Consider the following 17911-nt stretch of genomic DNA (forward strand, 5'->3'; position numbering starts at 1 on the left):
CGGCTACTTCAGCGGACGTTAAAATTTCCCGCTGTTCTTTACCAGCCGACGGGGCGCTAACTCACACTCCTCGCCGTCCGGCAATGCTTCGGCCACCCCCAGAAAACGGTCGGCACCATACAAGCGCACATACCCGCTCAGGGATGAGCCCGGTATTCTAACTGGTTGTCCGTTCAATATCGACACTGATGCCGGTTCCGGCAAGCGAACCTCCGGAAACATGGCCAGCGCTGAATCTGGCGGCAACAAAAGACCATCCAGACTCTCTCCCTCAGCCCGGAGGTTCTCAAGCTGCTGGATTTCATGAGCATTTTCCAGGGTATAACCAGATGCCATGGTTCTCCGCAGCGCGGTAACGTGAGCACCACAGCCCAGCGCCTCGCCGATATCCTCGACGAGTGAGCGAATGTACGTACCTTTCGTACAGGTCACCGCCAGATCCAGCTCATTGTCGCGAACAGCCAATAGCCTCAATTCATAAATCGTTACGGGTCGCGCGGGCCGTTCGATCTCGATACCCTCCCGGGCATACTCGTACAGGGGACGACCTTTGTGCTTGAGCGCGGAATACATCGACGGCACCTGCTCAATAGCGCCCCGAAAACGATCAAGTATCGGCTCAAGGACTTCTGGCGTCAGACCAGACGGTACCGGCTTTTCCTCAACCACAGCGCCTTCACTGTCGCCCGTTTCCGTACTTACGCCCAGATGGGCGGTGGTGATGTAGGCCTTGTCACTGTCCAGCATCAACTGCGAAAACTTGGTAGCTTCGCCAAAGCACAGCGGCAACACACCCGTGGCCAGAGGATCGAGAGCGCCTGTGTGCCCTGCCTTGGCAGCACCCATCAAACGCTTGACCTGTTGGAGAATACCGTTGGAGGTGACGCCCTGCGGCTTGTCGATCACCAGAATTCCGTTGACGTCACGACCTTTGCGTCTTCGGCTCAATCGCTCGACTCCGGATCTTTCGGGTCACTGTTATCCCGCTTGACCGCAGGTTCGTCGCCGACCGCTTTGCGGATCAGGGAATCGAGCCGTCGGCTGTAACCTTGCAGGGTATCAAAATGGAAGCGCAGTTGCGGGACAACCCGCAACTTCATGGCGCGGCCAACCTGACCCCGCAGGAACCCGGCCGCCTTGTTTAAGACGGCGATGGATTCCTTCACTTCCGGGGAGTTCTCTGACAACTCCTCGGCCGACAGCAGCGAGATATAGACATCCGCATAGCCAAGGTCACGGCTGACCTTTACGGCATTCACGGTGACCATGCCTACCCGCGGATCTTTAACTTCCCGCTGGATCAGCGTGGCCAACTCCCGCTGCATCTGATCGCCGATGCGATCTACACGACTGAATTCGCGTGCCATCAAGCCCCCGAAGATTTGAGCTCACGCTCTACCCTGACGCGATCGAAGACCTCGATCTGGTCACCGACTTTCACATCGTAACCCTTAACGCCAATACCACACTCCATGCCATTACGGACTTCCGGCACGTCATCCTTGAAGCGACGCAGGGATTCCAGCTCACCCTCAAAGATAACCACGTTGTCCCGCAGTACACGGATCGGCTTGTTCCGGTAGACGGTCCCCTCAGTCACCATACAGCCAGCCACCTGGCCAAACTTCGGCGAACGGAACACGTCACGAACGTCGGCGATACCAACGATGTCTTCGCGGAATTCCGGCGCCAGCATGCCAGTCAGCGCTGCTTTCACATCATCGATCAGGTTGTAGATGATGCTGTAATAACGCAAATCCAGGCCTTCCTGCTCTACCAGACGCTTGGCCGCAGTATCCGCCCGCACGTTGAAGCCGAAAATGACCGCACTGGATGCCATCGCCAGGGACACATCGGTCTCGGCGATACCGCCCACGCCGGAAGACACGATCTTGACCTGCACTTCGTCGTTGCCCAGATCCTGCAAGGCCTTGCTGATTGCTTCCAGAGAACCACGCACATCGGTCTTGAGCACAACGTTGAGGGTCTTGACCTCGTCCTTGCCCATGTTCTCGAACAGGTTCTCCAGCTTCGCTGCCTGCTGGCGCTGCAATCGTTGCTCACGCTCACGGGACTGACGGAACTCGGCCAGTTCTTTGGCCTTCTTCTCGTCAACAACCGCCAGGAACTCATCGCCGGCGTCCGGGGTACCGTTCAGGCCCAGGATTTCGACCGGAATAGCCGGTCCGGCTTCTTTAACCTGCTTGCCTGCTTCGTCGGTCATCGCCCGGACTTTACCGAAGTAAGGACCGGCAACAACCATGTCACCCTGGCGCAAGGTGCCGTTCTGCACCAGCACAGTGGCAACGGAACCACGGCCACGCTCAAGACTGGATTCAACCACAACGCCCTTGGCCGGGGCGTCCGGAGACGCCTCAAGCTCCAGCATTTCTGACTGAAGGATCAGCGCTTCGAGCAGATCATCAATACCGGCGCCAGTGTGCGCAGACACCGGAACGAACTGAACATCACCGCCCCAGTCTTCCGGAATGACTTCCATACTCGCCAGTTCGTTCTTCACGCGGTCAGGATCGGCTTCTTCCTTGTCCATCTTGTTGATGGCAACAACGATAGGCACACCGGCAGAACGAGCGTGATCCACCGCTTCCTTGGTCTGCGGCATGACGCCGTCATCCGCCGCGACAACCAGAACCACGATATCGGTGCACTGAGCACCACGCGCCCGCATGGCGGTGAACGCCGCGTGGCCCGGAGTATCCAGGAAAGAAACCATACCGTGATCGGTTTCTACGTGGTAAGCACCGATGTGCTGGGTAATGCCGCCGGATTCGCCGGAAGCGACCTTGGTGCGACGAATGTAGTCAAGCAGCGAGGTCTTACCATGGTCAACGTGACCCATGACACTGACCACCGGCGCTCGTTTGATCGTCTCCTTGCCTTCAACAGCAAGCTCGCTGAGCACTTCTTCTTCGTATGCATCTTCGCTGACGAGCTTGGCCTTGTGGCCCAGCTCCTCAGTTACCAGAACCGCAGTTTCCTGGTCCAGTGCTTGGTTGATGGTAGCCATCACACCCATTCCCATGAGTGTCTTGATGACATCCGCCGCCTTTACGGCCATGCGCTGGGCAAGGTCACCGACGGTAATTGTTTCTGGAATTTCAACTTCTCTGACCATAGGCTTGGTCGGCTTTTCGAAGCCGTGACGCTTATCTTTGGGTTTCTTTTTCGCCCGCAGCGGTTTACGAAGGGTGGAAGATTCTTCGTCCTCTGAAATGACCAGAGGTTCCTCCACCGGACGGCTGCGCGGCCCACGATGGCCTGCCGACTTCTTCTTCGGCTTGCCTTCGTCCATGTCGTCCCCGCGTTCACGGCCTTTTTCTTTTTTCTTCTTGCTGTGCTTGCGATCCTTGCCCTCATCCTCGGGCGGCGGCATCGGAATCTCTGAGGGTTCCGGCACCTGCTCCGCTTCTTCGGTCGGGGCGGGTTCTTGCTCTACTTCAGGCTCTGCCTTGGCTTCAACCGTTGGCTCAGCCTGTGTCTGTTCGGTTTCCTGCACCTGCTCGGCAGCGGCCTTCGGTGCTTCCTCTACCACCGCCTCTTCAGGCACCTGAGCCTGTGCTTCCGGCGTCTCTGCTTCGGGCTGGAGCTCTGCTCGCTTGATATACGTCCGGCGCTTGCGCACCTCTACGTTGACCGTCTTGGTCTTGCCCGCCTTCAGAGTAGTCGTTGTTTTACGCTTAAGCGTAATTTTGCGCGGCTCGGCTTCGGCCTCACCGTGAGTTTTTCTCAAGTAGGCCAGCAACTGCTGCTTCTCGTCACTGGTCACAGAATCGGTTTCAGCGCGAGCCTTGAGACCCGCCTCAACAATCTGCTTCAGCAGACGATCCACGGGAGCGCCTATATCATCGGCCAGTTGTTTAACCGTTACTTCTGCCATACTGGTCCTCCTCCCGAATTAAGCCTGGTCTTCAAACCAGGGGGCACGTGCGGTCATGATCAACTGCCCGGCACGCTCTTCATCCATACCTTCGATCTCAAGCAGGTCGTCAACAGACTGCTCTGCCAGATCCTCCATGGTGCGCACACCCTTGCCCGCCAGCTTGAACGCCAGGGCACGGTCCATGCCATCCATTTCCAACAAATCTTCGGCCGGCTCTGCGCCTTCAAGCGCTTCTTCGCTCGCCAGTGCCTGGTTCAGCAGCACATCCTTGGCGCGACGACGGAGTTCCGTGACGGTCTCCTCATCGAAGCCCTCGATGGCCAGCATTTCCTCCATGGGCACATAGGCCACCTCTTCAATGGAGGTGAAGCCTTCTTCGATCAGCACACCGGCGAACTCATCATCCACATCCAGATTGGAAGTGAAGTGCTCAACCAGACGGCTGTATTCCTGCTCCTGACGTTCGCCCGCTTCTTCTTCGGTCATCACGTTCAGGGTCCAACCGGTCAGATCAGTGGCCAGACGCACGTTCTGGCCGTTTCGACCGATGGCCTGTGCAAGATTGTCTTCCGCCACAGCGACGTCCATGGTGTTGCGATCCTCATCCATCACGATGGACGCGACCTCTGCGGGCGCCATGGCGTTGATCACCAGTTGTGCCGGATTGTCATCCCACAGAACGATGTCCACACGCTCGCCACCCAGCTCGTTAGATACGGCTTGGACGCGGGAACCGCGCATACCGACGCAGGCACCAACAGGATCTATGCGACGGTCGTTCGTCTTTACGGCAATTTTCGCACGGGAACCCGGATCACGGGCCGCGCCACGAATCTCAATCAACTCTTCCGCAATTTCAGGCACTTCGATGCGGAACAACTCGATCAGCATCTGTGGAGCCGTGCGGCTCAGGATCAACTGAGGGCCACGGTGATCCGTGCGAATTTCCAGCAGCAACGCACGCACACGGTCACCCATGCGGAACGTTTCCCGCGGAATCAGGTGTTCACGGGGCAGCAACGCTTCGGCATTGGAACCCAGATCGACAATGACATTGTCCCGCGTCACTTTCTTTACGGTGCCGGAAACCAGCTCGCCAATACGGTCACGGTAGCTGTCGACAATCTTGGTGCGCTCAGCTTCACGGACCTTCTGGAAAATAATCTGCTTGGCCGCCTGGGCGCCGATCCGGCCAAAGGCGACAGACTCGATTTTCTCCTCGTGGATATCACCCGGCTGCAGTGCCGTGTCAATTTCTTCGGCCTCCTGCAGCGTGAGCTCGGTGCCCAGTGCAGGAACCGCGTCATTGTCCACCACCAGCCAGCGGCGGAAGGTTTCGTATTCACCGGTGCGACGATCAATGGCAACCCGAATATCCGCTTCCTCGTCCTCGTACCGCTTTTTAGCAGCAGTGGCGAGCGCGAGCTCGATCGCTTCAAAAATCACATCCTTCTCGACACCTTTTTCGTTCGAGACGGATTCAACAACCAGCAAGATCTCTTTACTCATTGGATTGCCCTGCCCTCTAGATAAACCGTACGTCTAACAAATTCTTTTCGTTGGAATTCACTCAAATACCGGAACGATATTCGCACGTTCGATGCTTTCGAACGGCAACAGGTATTCGTGGTCATCCACCACGATCACCACGTCCTCGCCTTCGACCCCCTTGATGAGCCCCAGGAATTTCCGGCGACCCTCAAAAGCCATGCGCAACCGGAGCTCCACCTTATGCCCTACATAGGCCTGATATTGCTCAAGGCGGAATAGTGGCCGGTCCATTCCCGGAGAAGACACCTCAAGGGTGTACTCGGTCTGGATGGGATCTTCCACATCCATGACACCGCTGATCTGGCGGCTGACTTTTTCGCAATCTTCAACAGAAATGCCGCTCTCGACATTGTCAATAAAGACGCGCAGGGTGGAATGACGGCCCTGGGAGCGAAACTCAATACCCCAGTAGTCATACCCCATCCCCTCGACCACAGGTCGCAGGAGTTCTTCGAGTTGTTGCAGCTTGGCTGACACCTTGTGCCTTCTCCGTATTCAGTTTCTGTGCCCCACAAACAAAAAAAGGGCTGTTAATCAGCCCTTTTTATGCATCAGGGCCCGATGCGCCAGGCCCCTTAATCAAAAAGCCCCTTGCTTGGGGCCTTTTGTTGCAAGTACTCACAGGAAGCAAACCGATAAACCACTTCCTGCTGACAGACACCTGGCCTGCCAGAAACCCGAAAGCGTTAAAAACGCCCACCGGTTCCAATATCCGCCGGAGTATAGAGACGCCCAACGGACTGGTCAAGGACTGACCAAAAAAAACGGCCTGGATACTCCAAGCCGCCTTTTACTATATGGTGCCCAGGGCCGGACTCGAACCGGCACGGCTTTCGCCACTACCCCCTCAAGATAGCGTGTCTACCAGTTTCACCACCTGGGCAATTCTTTTACTCGAGCTCGGGGAGTCCTGACTCCTCGCCCTCAAGATCAACTTCGACGCCGGACTCGTCTTCCGCAGGCTGGGCCGAAGGAGCGGTTTCGTCAGAAGACTCCTCAACGACCGGAATACCGGCCTCACCAGCTACTTCCGCACGCTGCTTGGCGAACACGGCCAGCGAAAAGCTGGTCACAAAAAACACGATGGCCAGCATGGTGGTCAGACGGGTCAGAAAACTACCACTGCCCTGACTACCAAACACAGTCTGGGAGGCACCGCCACCAAATGCCGCACCGGCATCCGCGCCTTTGCCCTGCTGAATCAGCACCAGACCTACCAGCGCGATGGCAATCACTACGTGCACAACGACTACCAGTGTTTCCATCCAGTCCATAATAACTCTCGCGAACTTAGCCTTTGGCACCCGCCGGCATAGCCCGGCAAATGCTTATAAAATCATTTTCAACCAATGACGCCCCACCAATAAGACCGCCATCAATATCCGGCTGGGCGAAAAGCGCGGCAGCATTATCCGCTTTTACACTTCCGCCGTAAAGCACCGACACTGATTCTGCCGGCGCCCCCATATCGGCAAGCACTTTCCGAATTTCGGCATGCATTGCCTGAGCGTCTTCTGCGGTTGCCGTCTTGCCAGTACCGATCGCCCAAACGGGTTCGTAGGCAACCACAATCTGCGACCACTGATCACCGGTCACGGTCGCAAGCCCCTTACGAACCTGACCAGCAACAACATCAACCGCTCGGCCAGCTTCCCGCTGCTCAAGGGTCTCCCCGACACAAACAACTGCGCGAAGCCCGCCCTTCAAGAGCAAAGACACTTTTTCTGCAACCAACTCGTCGGTCTCACCAAACAGTTGGCGCCGTTCAGAGTGGCCGACCAATGCAAACTGACACCCCTGATCCACTGCCATTCCGGCGGATATCTCGCCGGTGTACGCGCCAGATGGCCATTGCCCGATATTCTGGACACCAACACTGAGCTCACCACCGGCTTTATCAGCAACGTCCCGGACATAGATTGCGGGAGGGATGATAACAACCTCCACACCATTATCAAGAGACGCGACCTCTGAGCGGACCGAGCCAACCAGAGTAGTTACCAGGTCTTTCGACCCGTTCATCTTCCAATTTCCGGCTACGATCTTCCGACGCATGACAGCTCCCAACCCTGAGGGAGGCCGAACTATACAGGACTCCCCCTCTCCAGACAACCGACCAAAATCAGAATTTCAGTCGCAGGATCCTTCGACGACTTTGGCCAGATTCCGGGCGACCTGTTCGATCTGCTCGGCGTCCTGCCCCTCGGCCATCACCCGGATTAGCGGCTCGGTTCCCGACGCCCTGAGCAGAATTCGCCCGGCTTCACCCAACTTCGCTTCCGCCTCACGCACTGCAGAAACAATATCTTCGCGGGAAAGGGGATCGAATCGTTCTGCCACGCGCACGTTGATCATGGTCTGAGGGAGCTTGCTCATGCCCTGACGAAGCTCCGACAGCCTCTTACCCGACTTACGGATGGACAAAAGCGCCTGCAGCGCCGAAACAATGCCATCGCCCGTGCTGGTGCAGTCGCGAATCACCATATGTCCGGACCCTTCGCCACCGAGCACCCAGTTGCGGGCCGTCAGGCGCTCCATGACGTAACGATCCCCCACCTTGGCGCGCTCGAATTCGATGCCTTGCTCTTTGAGGGCCAATTCAACACCGAGATTGGTCATCAAGGTACCAACCACACCACCTTTGAGGCTGCCCTCAGCAAATCGCTGGGATGCAATGATGTACAGCAACTCATCGCCATCGACCTCAGATCCGTCACTGTCCACCATCAACACCCGGTCACCGTCGCCGTCAAAGGCAATCCCGAGGTCCGCTCCCTTTTCGACAACGAAGTGCTTAAGGGCGTCGAGACTGGTGGACCCCACACTGAGATTGATATTCAGCCCATCGGGCGACGCTCCGATGACCGACACTTTGGCCCCCAACTCCCGGAACACCTTGGGTGCCACGTTATAGGTCGCCCCATGGGCACAATCCAGAACGATGTTCAGGCCATCAAGGGTGAACTCATTGGGCACCGTGCTCTTGCAGAACTCCACGTAACGCCCGGGCGCATCTTCAATTCGCGATGCCTTGCCAAGCTCCTCGGAAGGACCCACCACCAAGGGCTTGTCCAGCCACTGCTCGATCTCTGCTTCCAGGCGGTCATCCAGTTTCGTACCCAGGGCAGAGAAGAACTTGATTCCGTTGTCGTGATGGGGATTGTGAGAGGCACTGATCACGATGCCGGCAGAGGCTCGAAAGGTGCGGGTAAGATAGGCAATGGCCGGCGTGGGCATCGGCCCCAGAAGCTTCACATCGACCCCGGCCGCCGAAAGACCAGCCTCCAGGGCCGACTCGAACATGTAGCCCGACAACCGGGTGTCCTTGCCAATCAACACACTGTTACGCTGACCAGCCCGCTTGAAGGCCATACCGGCCGCCCAGCCCAGCTTGAGCATGAACTCAGGCGTAATCGGTGATTCACCAACCCGTCCGCGAATCCCATCGGTACCGAAATACTTTCTTTCTGACATTAATGCGCCTCCCTCATCGCCGTGACCACTTTCACGGCATCGACTGTCTCTCTCACATCGTGCACCCGGACGATGCTGACCCCCTTCATGGCGGATATTGTTGCTGCCGCGAGACTGGCCGACAAACGCTCGCCCACCTCACGACCAGTAATGGCGCCGAGCATGGATTTACGGGACATGCCTACCAGCAAAGGATGGCCCAGCAAATGAAACTGCTCCAGAGCTGCCAGAAGCTGAAGGTTGTGATCCAGCGTTTTGCCGAAACCAAATCCAGGGTCCAAAACGATATTCTCCGGCTTCACACCGGCCAACTCAGCCGCCCGGACCCGCTCTGTCAAAAAAGCGCTCACCTCTCGTCGCACATTCCGGTATTCCGGGCGCAGCTGCATGGTGTCCGGCTCCCCCTGAATGTGCATCAAACACACCGGCACGCCGGCCCGGGCAGCAGCGTCAAGCGCACCATCCCGCCGTAAAGCGCGTACATCATTCAACAAGCCCGCCCCGAGGCGCACCGCTTCGGTCATGACCTCGGGGGAACTGGTATCCACCGAGACCACCGCGTCGAGCTCGCTGGCAATCTTTTCGACCACCGGACACACGCGGTCCATCTCTTCCTGAACGGATACCGGGGCGGCACCAGGACGAGTGGACTCACCACCCACGTCGATAAAGCCAGCACCTTCCGACACCATTTGACGGGCCCGCACCAGCGCCGCATCCGGGCGATTGAAACGCCCGCCATCGGAAAACGAATCCGGGGTAACGTTCAACACGCCCATGACATGACACCGGGACATATCCAGAACTCGTCCGGCAAAATTCATTTCCATATAAAGTCCACCCGATCTGATTGCAGAAGCAACAAAAAACAGACGCCGCCCGTTTCCGGGCGGCGCCTATATCCGTGCGCTACTGGATGGTCGGCAGTTACCGACCGATCAGTGCTCACCTGCCGGACGCCCGACCTCAGGCTGGCGCCCGTCGTCGTCATCCTTCTTCGACTCAGCCGGCTTCGGCTCTTCAGCCTGCACACCGCCAGTCGGACCGTTATCACCCCAGCCTTTGGGTGGGCGTGGCACTCGTCCTTCCATGATGTCGTCAATCTGGAAACGGTCGATGGTTTCGTACTTCATCAGGGCGTCTGCCATCAAATCGAGCTTGTCACGATTATCAACCAGCAAGTGACGAGCCTTTTCGTAACAGGTATCGATGATTTCGCGAACCTCGTCATCAATGCGGCGTGCGGTTTCCTGAGAGTGCACGGAATGAGACTGTCCGGCCGTACGACCAAGGAACGGCTCTTCGCTGTCCGAATCGTACTGGAGAGGCCCCAGCTTTTCCGACAAGCCCCACTTGGTCACCATGTTGCGGGCGAGACTGGTAGCCCGTTCGATGTCATTCGAAGCACCGGTGGTGACACCATCAAAACCAAGGGTCAGCTCTTCCGCAATACGACCACCAAACAGACTACAGATCGAGCTGATCAGATAACGCTTGGAGTGACTGTACTTGTCCTCTTCCGGCAAGAACATGGTCACACCCAGGGCCCGGCCGCGAGGAATGATGCTGACTTTGTAAACCGGATCGTGCTCGGGCATCAGCCGCCCGACGATGGCGTGCCCAGCCTCGTGGTACGCGGTGTTTCGCTTTTCCTTCTCGCTCATGACCATTGACCGGCGCTCGGCGCCCATCATGATCTTGTCCTTGGCGAGTTCAAACTCCTCCATGGAAACCAGACGCTGGTTTCGACGGGCCGCAAACAGCGCCGCCTCGTTCACCAGGTTCGCCAGATCCGCACCGGAGAAGCCCGGTGTACCGCGAGCAATGTAGACGGGTTCCACACCCTCGGCCAACGGCACTTTCTTCATGTGTACTTTAAGAATCTGCTCCCGACCAATAATGTCCGGCAAGCCGACCACAACCTGACGATCGAAACGGCCCGGACGCAACAGCGCGGGGTCGAGAACATCGGGACGGTTAGTAGCGGCAATCACGATAACACCTTCATTACCCTCGAAGCCGTCCATTTCTACCAGCAACTGGTTGAGGGTCTGCTCACGCTCATCGTGACCACCACCCATGCCAGCGCCCCGGTGACGACCGACCGCATCAATCTCATCAATAAAGATGATGCAGGGGCTCTGCTTCTTGGCCTGTTCGAACATGTCGCGAACACGGGATGCGCCCACACCCACGAACATCTCTACGAAGTCAGAACCGGAGATCGAGAAGAAAGGCACTTTAGCCTCACCGGCAATCGCCTTGGCGAGCAGGGTTTTACCGGTACCCGGAGGACCAACCATCAGCACGCCCTTGGGTATTGTGCCACCCAGACGCTGGAACTTGCTCGGATCCCTCAGGAAGTCCACCAATTCCTTGACGTCCTCCTTGGCCTCATCAACACCGGCCACGTCCGCGAAGGTAGTCTTGATCTGATCTTCGCTCATCAATCGCGCTTTGCTCTTGCCGAACGACATGGGGCCTTTGCCGCCACCGCCGCCCTGCATCTGCCGCATAAAGAAAACAAAGAGCGCAATGATGATCAGTATCGGGAACGCCGCGACCAGCAACTGAGTCCACAGGCTCTGACGCTCAGGCTCCTTGCCGACCACTTCGACGTTGTTGGCCAGCAGATCGTCCATCAGCTTGTTGTCAGCCACCTGAGGCCGGATGGTCTGGAATTGCGAGCCATCACCCAGACGGCCCTGAATATCAAGACCGTCGATGGTCACAGAGTTGACCCGGCCTTGCTGGACCATTTCAACAAACTGGGAATAATTGACTTGTTGCCCGCTGGTGGTTGGTGAGAAATTCTGAAACACCATCATCAGCACGGCGGCTATGATTAGCCAGAGAACCAGATTTTTTGCCATATCGTTCAAGGATCGTCACCTGTGAATGAAAGAACGGTTGTCACGCGCCGCTCCCTTTTTCGCCACCTTACACCAATTCTACGTCCATCCACCAGAAACGGCCTATCCGCCCGTAAACAGATCGTAAAGGTCACCAGGTCAGCGCTTAAAACCTTTACAAAGCCACCAGTCGGCAGAAAAACTGCCGGCCACACCCCGCATGGTTCCCCTCTCGGTCAGTGCCTTGAGGTGATAAACGGCGGCTCTACCACACATATTGGGCACCAAATTTGAAATTACAACATCTGCCCGGCGATCTCCTGGCAATCAGCGTAATTCTTCAATGCCTTGAGCTCTGCTGAAGGGCCTTCAACGGAACGGTTTGACCCAGCCCCACTCTAAATGTTCCTTCCGCCAGGAAAACGCCAGATGCGGTACTGCACCGATCCGAAGTCCCAGACAATCCGTCCTGATGGTTTAACCGTAAGGGTTAACGGCCATTTCTACCGCCCAGCGATTTGTTACAATCATCGGATTATAGGACGATACCAGCGAATAAGCCGCTGACCTTTCGTTAATCACACCGATAAAGAGATTACATCATGAGTCTTTCACCGGAACAGCGCCGGGCCTACCGGGGCATAGCCCACCACCTGAAGCCCGTCATTATCGTTGGCGACAAAGGCCTGACCGAGGGCCTGCAGGAAGAGCTGGAACGTGCCCTGAACGATCACGAACTGATCAAAATCAAGGTGGCCAGCAATGACCGGGAAGCGCGCCTGGAAGCAGTGAACGCTCTCTGCGAATCCTCCGGTGCCGAGCTGGTGCAAACCATCGGCAAGATCGCTGTCATCCTGCGGCGGGCCAAAAAGCCAAATCCGAAGCTGTCCAATCTGGTTCGCCACCAAAACTGACGGCACGGGCTCCGAAAATAAAAAAGCCGGCACATCAAATGCCGGCTTTTTTGTAGGCGCCGTGAGGGATCAGACGTATTCGACTTCCTCGATTTCGTATTCCACCGTGCCAGACGGTACGCGAATAGCCACGACATCCCCTTCACTCTTACCGACCAGGGCGCGGGCAATCGGTGATGAAATGGAAATTTTGCCCGCTTTGATGTCAGCCTCATCCTCACCAACGATCTGGTAAGTGACCTGCTCATCGGTGTCCATGTTCAGCAGTTGCACAGTAGTGCCGAAGATCACCTTGCCGGTGTTCTCCATGCTGGCCACATCAATCACCTGAGCCGCCGACAGCTTGCCTTCGATCTCCTGAATACGACCTTCGATAAAGCTCTGCTGCTCACGGGCGGCGTGGTACTCCGCGTTCTCCTTCAGGTCACCGTGCTCACGCGCATCGGCGATAGCCGCGATAACTCGCGGCCGATCCTCTGACTTCAGTTTCTGGAGTTCGTCGCGAAGGGCGGCTTCACCCGCCTTCGTCATAGGTACTCTGTCAGACATAGTCTTACTTTCCTGCGTGCAAATCCTGGAGACGGCGAACAGTACGCTCCGGGCCAAATTTAATCGCCCGACTTAGCGCATCGCCACCTGCCAGTGTTGTTGTATAAGTCACTTTGGCCTGCAGTGCGGACTGGCGAATTTGCGCAGAGTCCGAAATCGCCTTGCGACCTTCAGTGGTGTTGATAATCAGCTGAACCTCGCCGTTCTTGATCGCATCCACAATATGCGGGCGCCCCTCACGGACTTTGTTCACCCGCTGGACTTCAATACCCGCTTCCCTCAGAGCCTTGGCAGTGCCAGTCGTCGCAATCAGCTTAAAGCCAGCGTCAAGAAGATCTCGCGCCACATTAGCTACGCCCGGCTTGTCCATATCACGGACCGACATGAAGGCCGTACCTTTTTCCGGCAATACAGCACCTACACCCAATGCAGCCTTGGCAAAGGCCTCATCGAAGCTGTCACCTACCCCCATAACCTCACCCGTGGACTTCATTTCCGGCCCAAGGATCGGATCTACTGCAGGGAATTTATTGAATGGGAAAACAGACTCTTTGACAGAGTAGTGGTCAGGTACGATTTCCTGGGTGAAACCCTGCTCTGCCAGAGACGTGCCCGCCATAACCCGGGCAGCCACTTTGGCCAGAGAGGTACCAATCGCCTTCGAGACAAACGGTACAGTACGGGACGCCCGCGGATTCACCTCAATCACATAGATTTCGTTGTCCTGCCAGGCCAGCTGTACGTTCATCAGGCCAACCACTTCAAGCTCAACAGCCATCTTTTTCACGGCCTCACGCATTTCATCCTGCACATCTTTGGGCAGGGTGTAGGGAGGCAGCGAACAGGCGGAGTCACCGGAGTGAACACCCGCCTGCTCGATATGCTGCATGATACCACCGATAACCACATCCTTGCCGTCGCAGATGGCATCGATATCTACCTCAATGGCAGCATTCAGGAAGTGATCCAGCAGAACCGGGCTGTCGTTGGACACCAGCACCGCATCGCGCATGTAACGGGTCAGCTCATCTTCGGTGTAGACGATTTCCATCGCCCGACCACCCAGCACGTAGGACGGACGAACCACCAGCGGATAACCGATTTCCCGCGCCGCGAGCACACCTTCTTCGTGGCTGCGCACGGTGGCGTTCTTCGGCTGCTTCAGACCCAGTCGGCTGATCATCTGCTGGAACCGCTCACGATCCTCGGCACGGTCGATGGCGTCCGGGCTGGTGCCGATGATCGGTACGCCAGCTGCTTCCAGGCCACGAGCCAGTTTCAGCGGAGTCTGGCCACCGTACTGTACAATCACGCCCTTCGGCTTCTCGACGTGAATGATCTCCAGCACGTCTTCCAGGGTGATAGGTTCGAAATACAGCCGGTCGGAAGTGTCGTAATCTGTGGACACGGTTTCCGGGTTGCAGTTAATCATGATGGTTTCGTAACCATCTTCCCGCATGGCCAGCGCCGCGTGCACACAGCAGTAATCAAACTCGATCCCCTGACCGATCCGGTTTGGCCCGCCACCAATAACCACAATCTTCTCGCGATCAGACACATCCGCCTCGCACTCTTCCTCATAGGTCGAGTACATGTAGGCCGTGTCAGAGGCAAACTCGGCGGCACAGGTATCCACCCGCTTGTAGACCGGACGCACATTCAGGTCGTGACGAAGTTTGCGCAGGCTCACCTCGGAAATACCCAGCAATTTGGCCAGGCGGGCATCGGAGAACCCCTTGCGCTTCAGGCGGAACAGGGTGGCGTGATCGATATCCGCCTTGCCAGCCGACTTGAGCGCCTGCTCTTCCTTGATCAGATCCTCAATCTGGATCAGGAACCAGCGGTCAATCTTGGTATGAGCGAACACGTCGTCCACGGTCAATCCCGCACGGAACGCATCCCCCAAGTACCAGATTCGCTCGGCACCGGGCACGTTCATTTCCCGGATCAGAGTTTCCTCAGCATTCTGGGACGTCAGCTCTTCAAGCTTCTCATCGAAACCGTCAGCACCCACCTCAAGGCCACGCAGGGCCTTCTGAACGGACTCCTGGAAGGTCCGACCAATGGCCATGACCTCGCCCACAGACTTCATCTGGGTGGTCAGGCGGGCATCGGCCTGCGGAAACTTCTCGAAGGTGAAGCGCGGAATCTTGGTGACCACGTAGTCGATGCTCGGCTCGAAGGAGGCCGGGGTAACACCACCGGTAATCTCGTTGCGCAGCTCGTCCAGCGTGTAACCGATGGCGAGCTTGGCGGCTACCTTGGCGATCGGGAAGCCGGTGGCCTTGGACGCCAGCGCGGACGAACGGGACACCCGTGGGTTCATCTCGATCACGACCATACGCCCGGTGTCCGGATTGATACCGAACTGGACGTTGGAGCCACCGGTTTCGACGCCAATCTCACGCAGAACCGCCAGCGAGGCGTTCCGCATGATCTGGTATTCCTTGTCCGTCAGGGTCTGTGCAGGCGCTACGGTGATGGAGTCCCCTGTGTGCACGCCCATCGGGTCGAAGTTTTCGATGGCACAGACAATGATGCAGTTGTCGTTCTTATCGCGGACAACCTCCATCTCGTACTCTTTCCAGCCAATCAGCGACTCGTCGATCAGCAGTTCGTTGGTCGGTGATAGGTCCAGCCCACGTGTGCAGATCTCTTCGAATTCATCCCGGTTGTAGGCAATACCACCACCCGAGCCACCCATGGTGAAGGACGGCCGGATGATGCAGGGAAAGCCGATTTCCTCCGCCACTTTCCAGGCCTCGTCCATGGAGTGGGCGATCTCGGCCCGCGGGCACTCCAGACCAATCTTTTTCATGGCCTTGTCGAAGCGATCCCGGTCTTCCGCCTTGTCGATGGTGTCCGCGTTGGCACCGATCATTTCCACACCGTGCTTCTCAAGCACCCCATGCCTCTCAAGGTCGAGAGCGCAGTTCAGTGCGGTCTGTCCGCCCATGGTGGGCAGCAGCACATCCGGCTTTTCCTTCTCAATGATCTTTTCGACAGTTTTCCAGGTGATCGGCTCAATGTAGGTGGCGTCAGCCATCACCGGATCGGTCATGATGGTGGCCGGGTTGGAGTTCACCAGGATAACCCGATAGCCCTCTTCACGGAGGGCCTTACAGGCCTGGGCACCGGAGTAGTCAAACTCGCACGCCTGCCCAATGACGATGGGGCCCGCGCCCAGAATCAGAATGCTCTGGATGTCAGTACGTTTCGGCATGTCTTGGTATACCTGTCAGCAACTTGGTAATTCGTGTAGCGCAATGCATGGCGCCGGTCTCGTCCGGACCGCGCGGCCCGGAACCTGCCCTCAGGCAGAGCGATCTTCCATCAACCGGATAAACTGGTCGAACAGCGGCGCCACATCGTGTGGGCCAGGGCTGGCTTCAGGGTGCCCCTGGAAGCTGAACGCCGGCTTGTCAGTACGGCGGATGCCCTGCAAGGTGCCATCAAACAGCGACTTGTGGGTCGCCTCAAGGTTGTCCGGCAATGAAGACTCATCCACGGCGAACCCGTGGTTCTGGCTGGTAATCATCACTGTGCCATCCGCAAGGTTCTGCACCGGATGGTTGGCACCGTGGTGGCCGTGTCCCATCTTCATCGTCTTGGCACCACTGGCCAGTGCAAGCAACTGATGCCCCAGACAGATACCGAACACCGGGATATCGGTCTCCAGCACGGCCTTGATCGCCGTAATCGCGTAGTCACAGGGCTCGGGATCCCCTGGACCGTTGGACAGGAACACGCCGTCCGGATTCATGGCCAGCACCTCTGAAGCAGGCGTTGTCGCCGGCACCACGGTGATGTCACAGCCGCGGGAGGCGAGCATCCGAAGGATGTTGTACTTCACGCCATAATCCCAGGCCACGACCTTGAAGCGAGCCTCTTCCCGCTGACCGTAGCCATCGGTCAGCGACCACTCGCTTTCACTCCACTGGGAAACCGAATCAGCGGTCACTTCTTTGGCCAGGTCCATACCCTTCAATCCTGGGAAGGCCTTGGCCAGCTCCAGGGCACGCTCAGTGCTGGCGTCAGCGCCGGCAACGATGGCCCCGTTCTGGGAGCCCTTGTCCCGCAGAATGCGGGTCAGGCGTCGAGTGTCGATATCGGCGATACCAACAATGTCGTTAACCCGCAAATACTCATCCAGAGATTCTTCGCTGCGCCAGTTGCTGGCCACCAACGGCAGATCACGGATAATCAGGCCCGCGGCATGGATACGGTCTGACTCAACGTCTTCTTTGTTGATTCCGGTGTTTCCGATGTGGGGGTATGTAAGAGTGACAATCTGGCGGGAATAAGAGGGATCGGTCAGGATTTCCTGGTAACCGGTCATGGCGGTGTTGAAAACCACCTCACCACTGGTTTCTCCGTCGGCACCAATTGCCGTACCGTAGAACAGGCTTCCGTCTTCGAGTGCAAGGATTGCGGGAGTACTCAAGGCTTGTATCCTCATCGAGTGGCGTATCATTTCGTCACTAGCAGGAACGCAAGCGCGTATTCAGGTTGCAAAAAAGCGAGAGGGAGTCAGAACTCCGTCCCGCTTTTTGCTCTCCGGGCAGTCGGTGCCCGGATATTTTTCTAACTACGCCTTGGTGCAGCTAAATCGCCATATTGTAAAAAATCTTTACTGCAGTGTCCACGCTGATACACAAGATCACGTCGAC

At 57.2% G+C, this 17911-nt stretch carries 14 protein-coding genes and 1 tRNA gene; 1 reads left to right on the plus strand and 14 read right to left on the minus strand.

What is annotated here, in order from left to right; all coding sequences use genetic code 11:
- Positions 1-18: 18 nt before the first annotated feature.
- From truB to ftsH, 11 genes are all read right to left on the minus strand, one after another.
- Positions 19-948: a tRNA pseudouridine(55) synthase TruB gene (gene truB / locus K8I84_RS09535; protein WP_223794530.1), complete on the minus strand. Its 930-nt coding sequence runs from the start codon at positions 946-948 to the stop codon at positions 19-21.
- The gene (gene rbfA / locus K8I84_RS09540; protein ID WP_223794531.1) at positions 945-1367 is read right to left on the minus strand and encodes a 30S ribosome-binding factor RbfA; all 423 of its coding nucleotides are present in this window, start codon (positions 1365-1367) and stop codon (positions 945-947) included. The genes truB and rbfA overlap by 4 nt, the downstream gene beginning before the upstream one ends.
- A complete protein-coding gene (gene infB, locus K8I84_RS09545) occupies positions 1367-3898 on the minus strand; it encodes a translation initiation factor IF-2 (RefSeq protein ID WP_223794532.1) in 2532 nt (843 codons plus the stop codon). Before infB ends, rbfA begins: the two co-directional genes overlap by 1 nt.
- An 18-nt stretch (positions 3899-3916) precedes the next feature.
- Complete coding sequence (gene nusA / locus K8I84_RS09550) at positions 3917-5410, minus strand: transcription termination factor NusA (protein WP_223794533.1); 1494 nt, start codon at positions 5408-5410, stop codon at positions 3917-3919.
- Positions 5411-5467: 57 nt separating this feature from the next.
- Positions 5468-5929 carry a ribosome maturation factor RimP gene (gene rimP, locus K8I84_RS09555; protein ID WP_223794534.1) on the minus strand — a complete coding sequence of 154 codons (462 nt, stop codon included), beginning with the start codon at positions 5927-5929 and terminating at the stop codon, positions 5468-5470.
- A 321-nt stretch (positions 5930-6250) separates the two neighbouring features.
- Positions 6251-6335, minus strand: a tRNA-Leu gene (locus K8I84_RS09560).
- A 7-nt stretch (positions 6336-6342) separates the two neighbouring features.
- Complete coding sequence (secG, locus tag K8I84_RS09565; RefSeq protein ID WP_223794535.1) at positions 6343-6726, minus strand: preprotein translocase subunit SecG; 384 nt, start codon at positions 6724-6726, stop codon at positions 6343-6345.
- A gap of 16 nt (positions 6727-6742) precedes the next feature.
- On the minus strand, positions 6743-7507 hold the full coding sequence (gene tpiA / locus K8I84_RS09570; RefSeq protein ID WP_223794536.1) for a triose-phosphate isomerase: 765 nt from the start codon (positions 7505-7507) through the stop codon (positions 6743-6745).
- A 75-nt stretch (positions 7508-7582) separates the two neighbouring features.
- Complete coding sequence (gene glmM, locus K8I84_RS09575) at positions 7583-8926, minus strand: phosphoglucosamine mutase (protein WP_223794537.1); 1344 nt, start codon at positions 8924-8926, stop codon at positions 7583-7585.
- On the minus strand, positions 8926-9756 hold the full coding sequence (folP, locus tag K8I84_RS09580) for a dihydropteroate synthase (protein ID WP_223794538.1): 831 nt from the start codon (positions 9754-9756) through the stop codon (positions 8926-8928). Before folP ends, glmM begins: the two co-directional genes overlap by 1 nt.
- Positions 9757-9864: 108 nt before the next feature.
- Positions 9865-11808 (minus strand): ATP-dependent zinc metalloprotease FtsH, encoded by a 1944-nt coding sequence (gene ftsH, locus K8I84_RS09585; protein WP_317848210.1) that lies wholly within the window; start codon positions 11806-11808, stop codon positions 9865-9867.
- A gap of 572 nt (positions 11809-12380) precedes the next feature.
- Between ftsH and yhbY the strand changes: the two genes are divergently transcribed.
- Positions 12381-12692, plus strand: coding sequence for a ribosome assembly RNA-binding protein YhbY (gene yhbY, locus K8I84_RS09590; protein ID WP_263283073.1), 312 nt, complete (start codon positions 12381-12383; stop codon positions 12690-12692).
- Positions 12693-12761: 69 nt separating this feature from the next.
- Here yhbY and greA read toward each other — a convergent pair whose 3' ends face one another.
- From greA to carA, 3 genes are all read right to left on the minus strand, one after another.
- Entirely contained in the window at positions 12762-13241 is a 480-nt protein-coding gene (greA, locus tag K8I84_RS09595) for a transcription elongation factor GreA (protein WP_223794539.1), read from the minus strand.
- 4 nt (positions 13242-13245) lie between these two features.
- Positions 13246-16464: a carbamoyl-phosphate synthase large subunit gene (gene carB / locus K8I84_RS09600; protein ID WP_223794540.1), complete on the minus strand. Its 3219-nt coding sequence runs from the start codon at positions 16462-16464 to the stop codon at positions 13246-13248.
- A 90-nt stretch (positions 16465-16554) separates the two neighbouring features.
- A complete protein-coding gene (gene carA / locus K8I84_RS09605; RefSeq protein ID WP_263283074.1) occupies positions 16555-17685 on the minus strand; it encodes a glutamine-hydrolyzing carbamoyl-phosphate synthase small subunit in 1131 nt (376 codons plus the stop codon).
- Positions 17686-17911 lie beyond the last annotated feature (226 nt).

The sequence above is a fragment of the Marinobacter sp. F4216 genome (genome assembly GCF_019931195.1).
In the GTDB taxonomy this organism is placed as follows: domain Bacteria; phylum Pseudomonadota; class Gammaproteobacteria; order Pseudomonadales; family Oleiphilaceae; genus Marinobacter; species Marinobacter suaedae.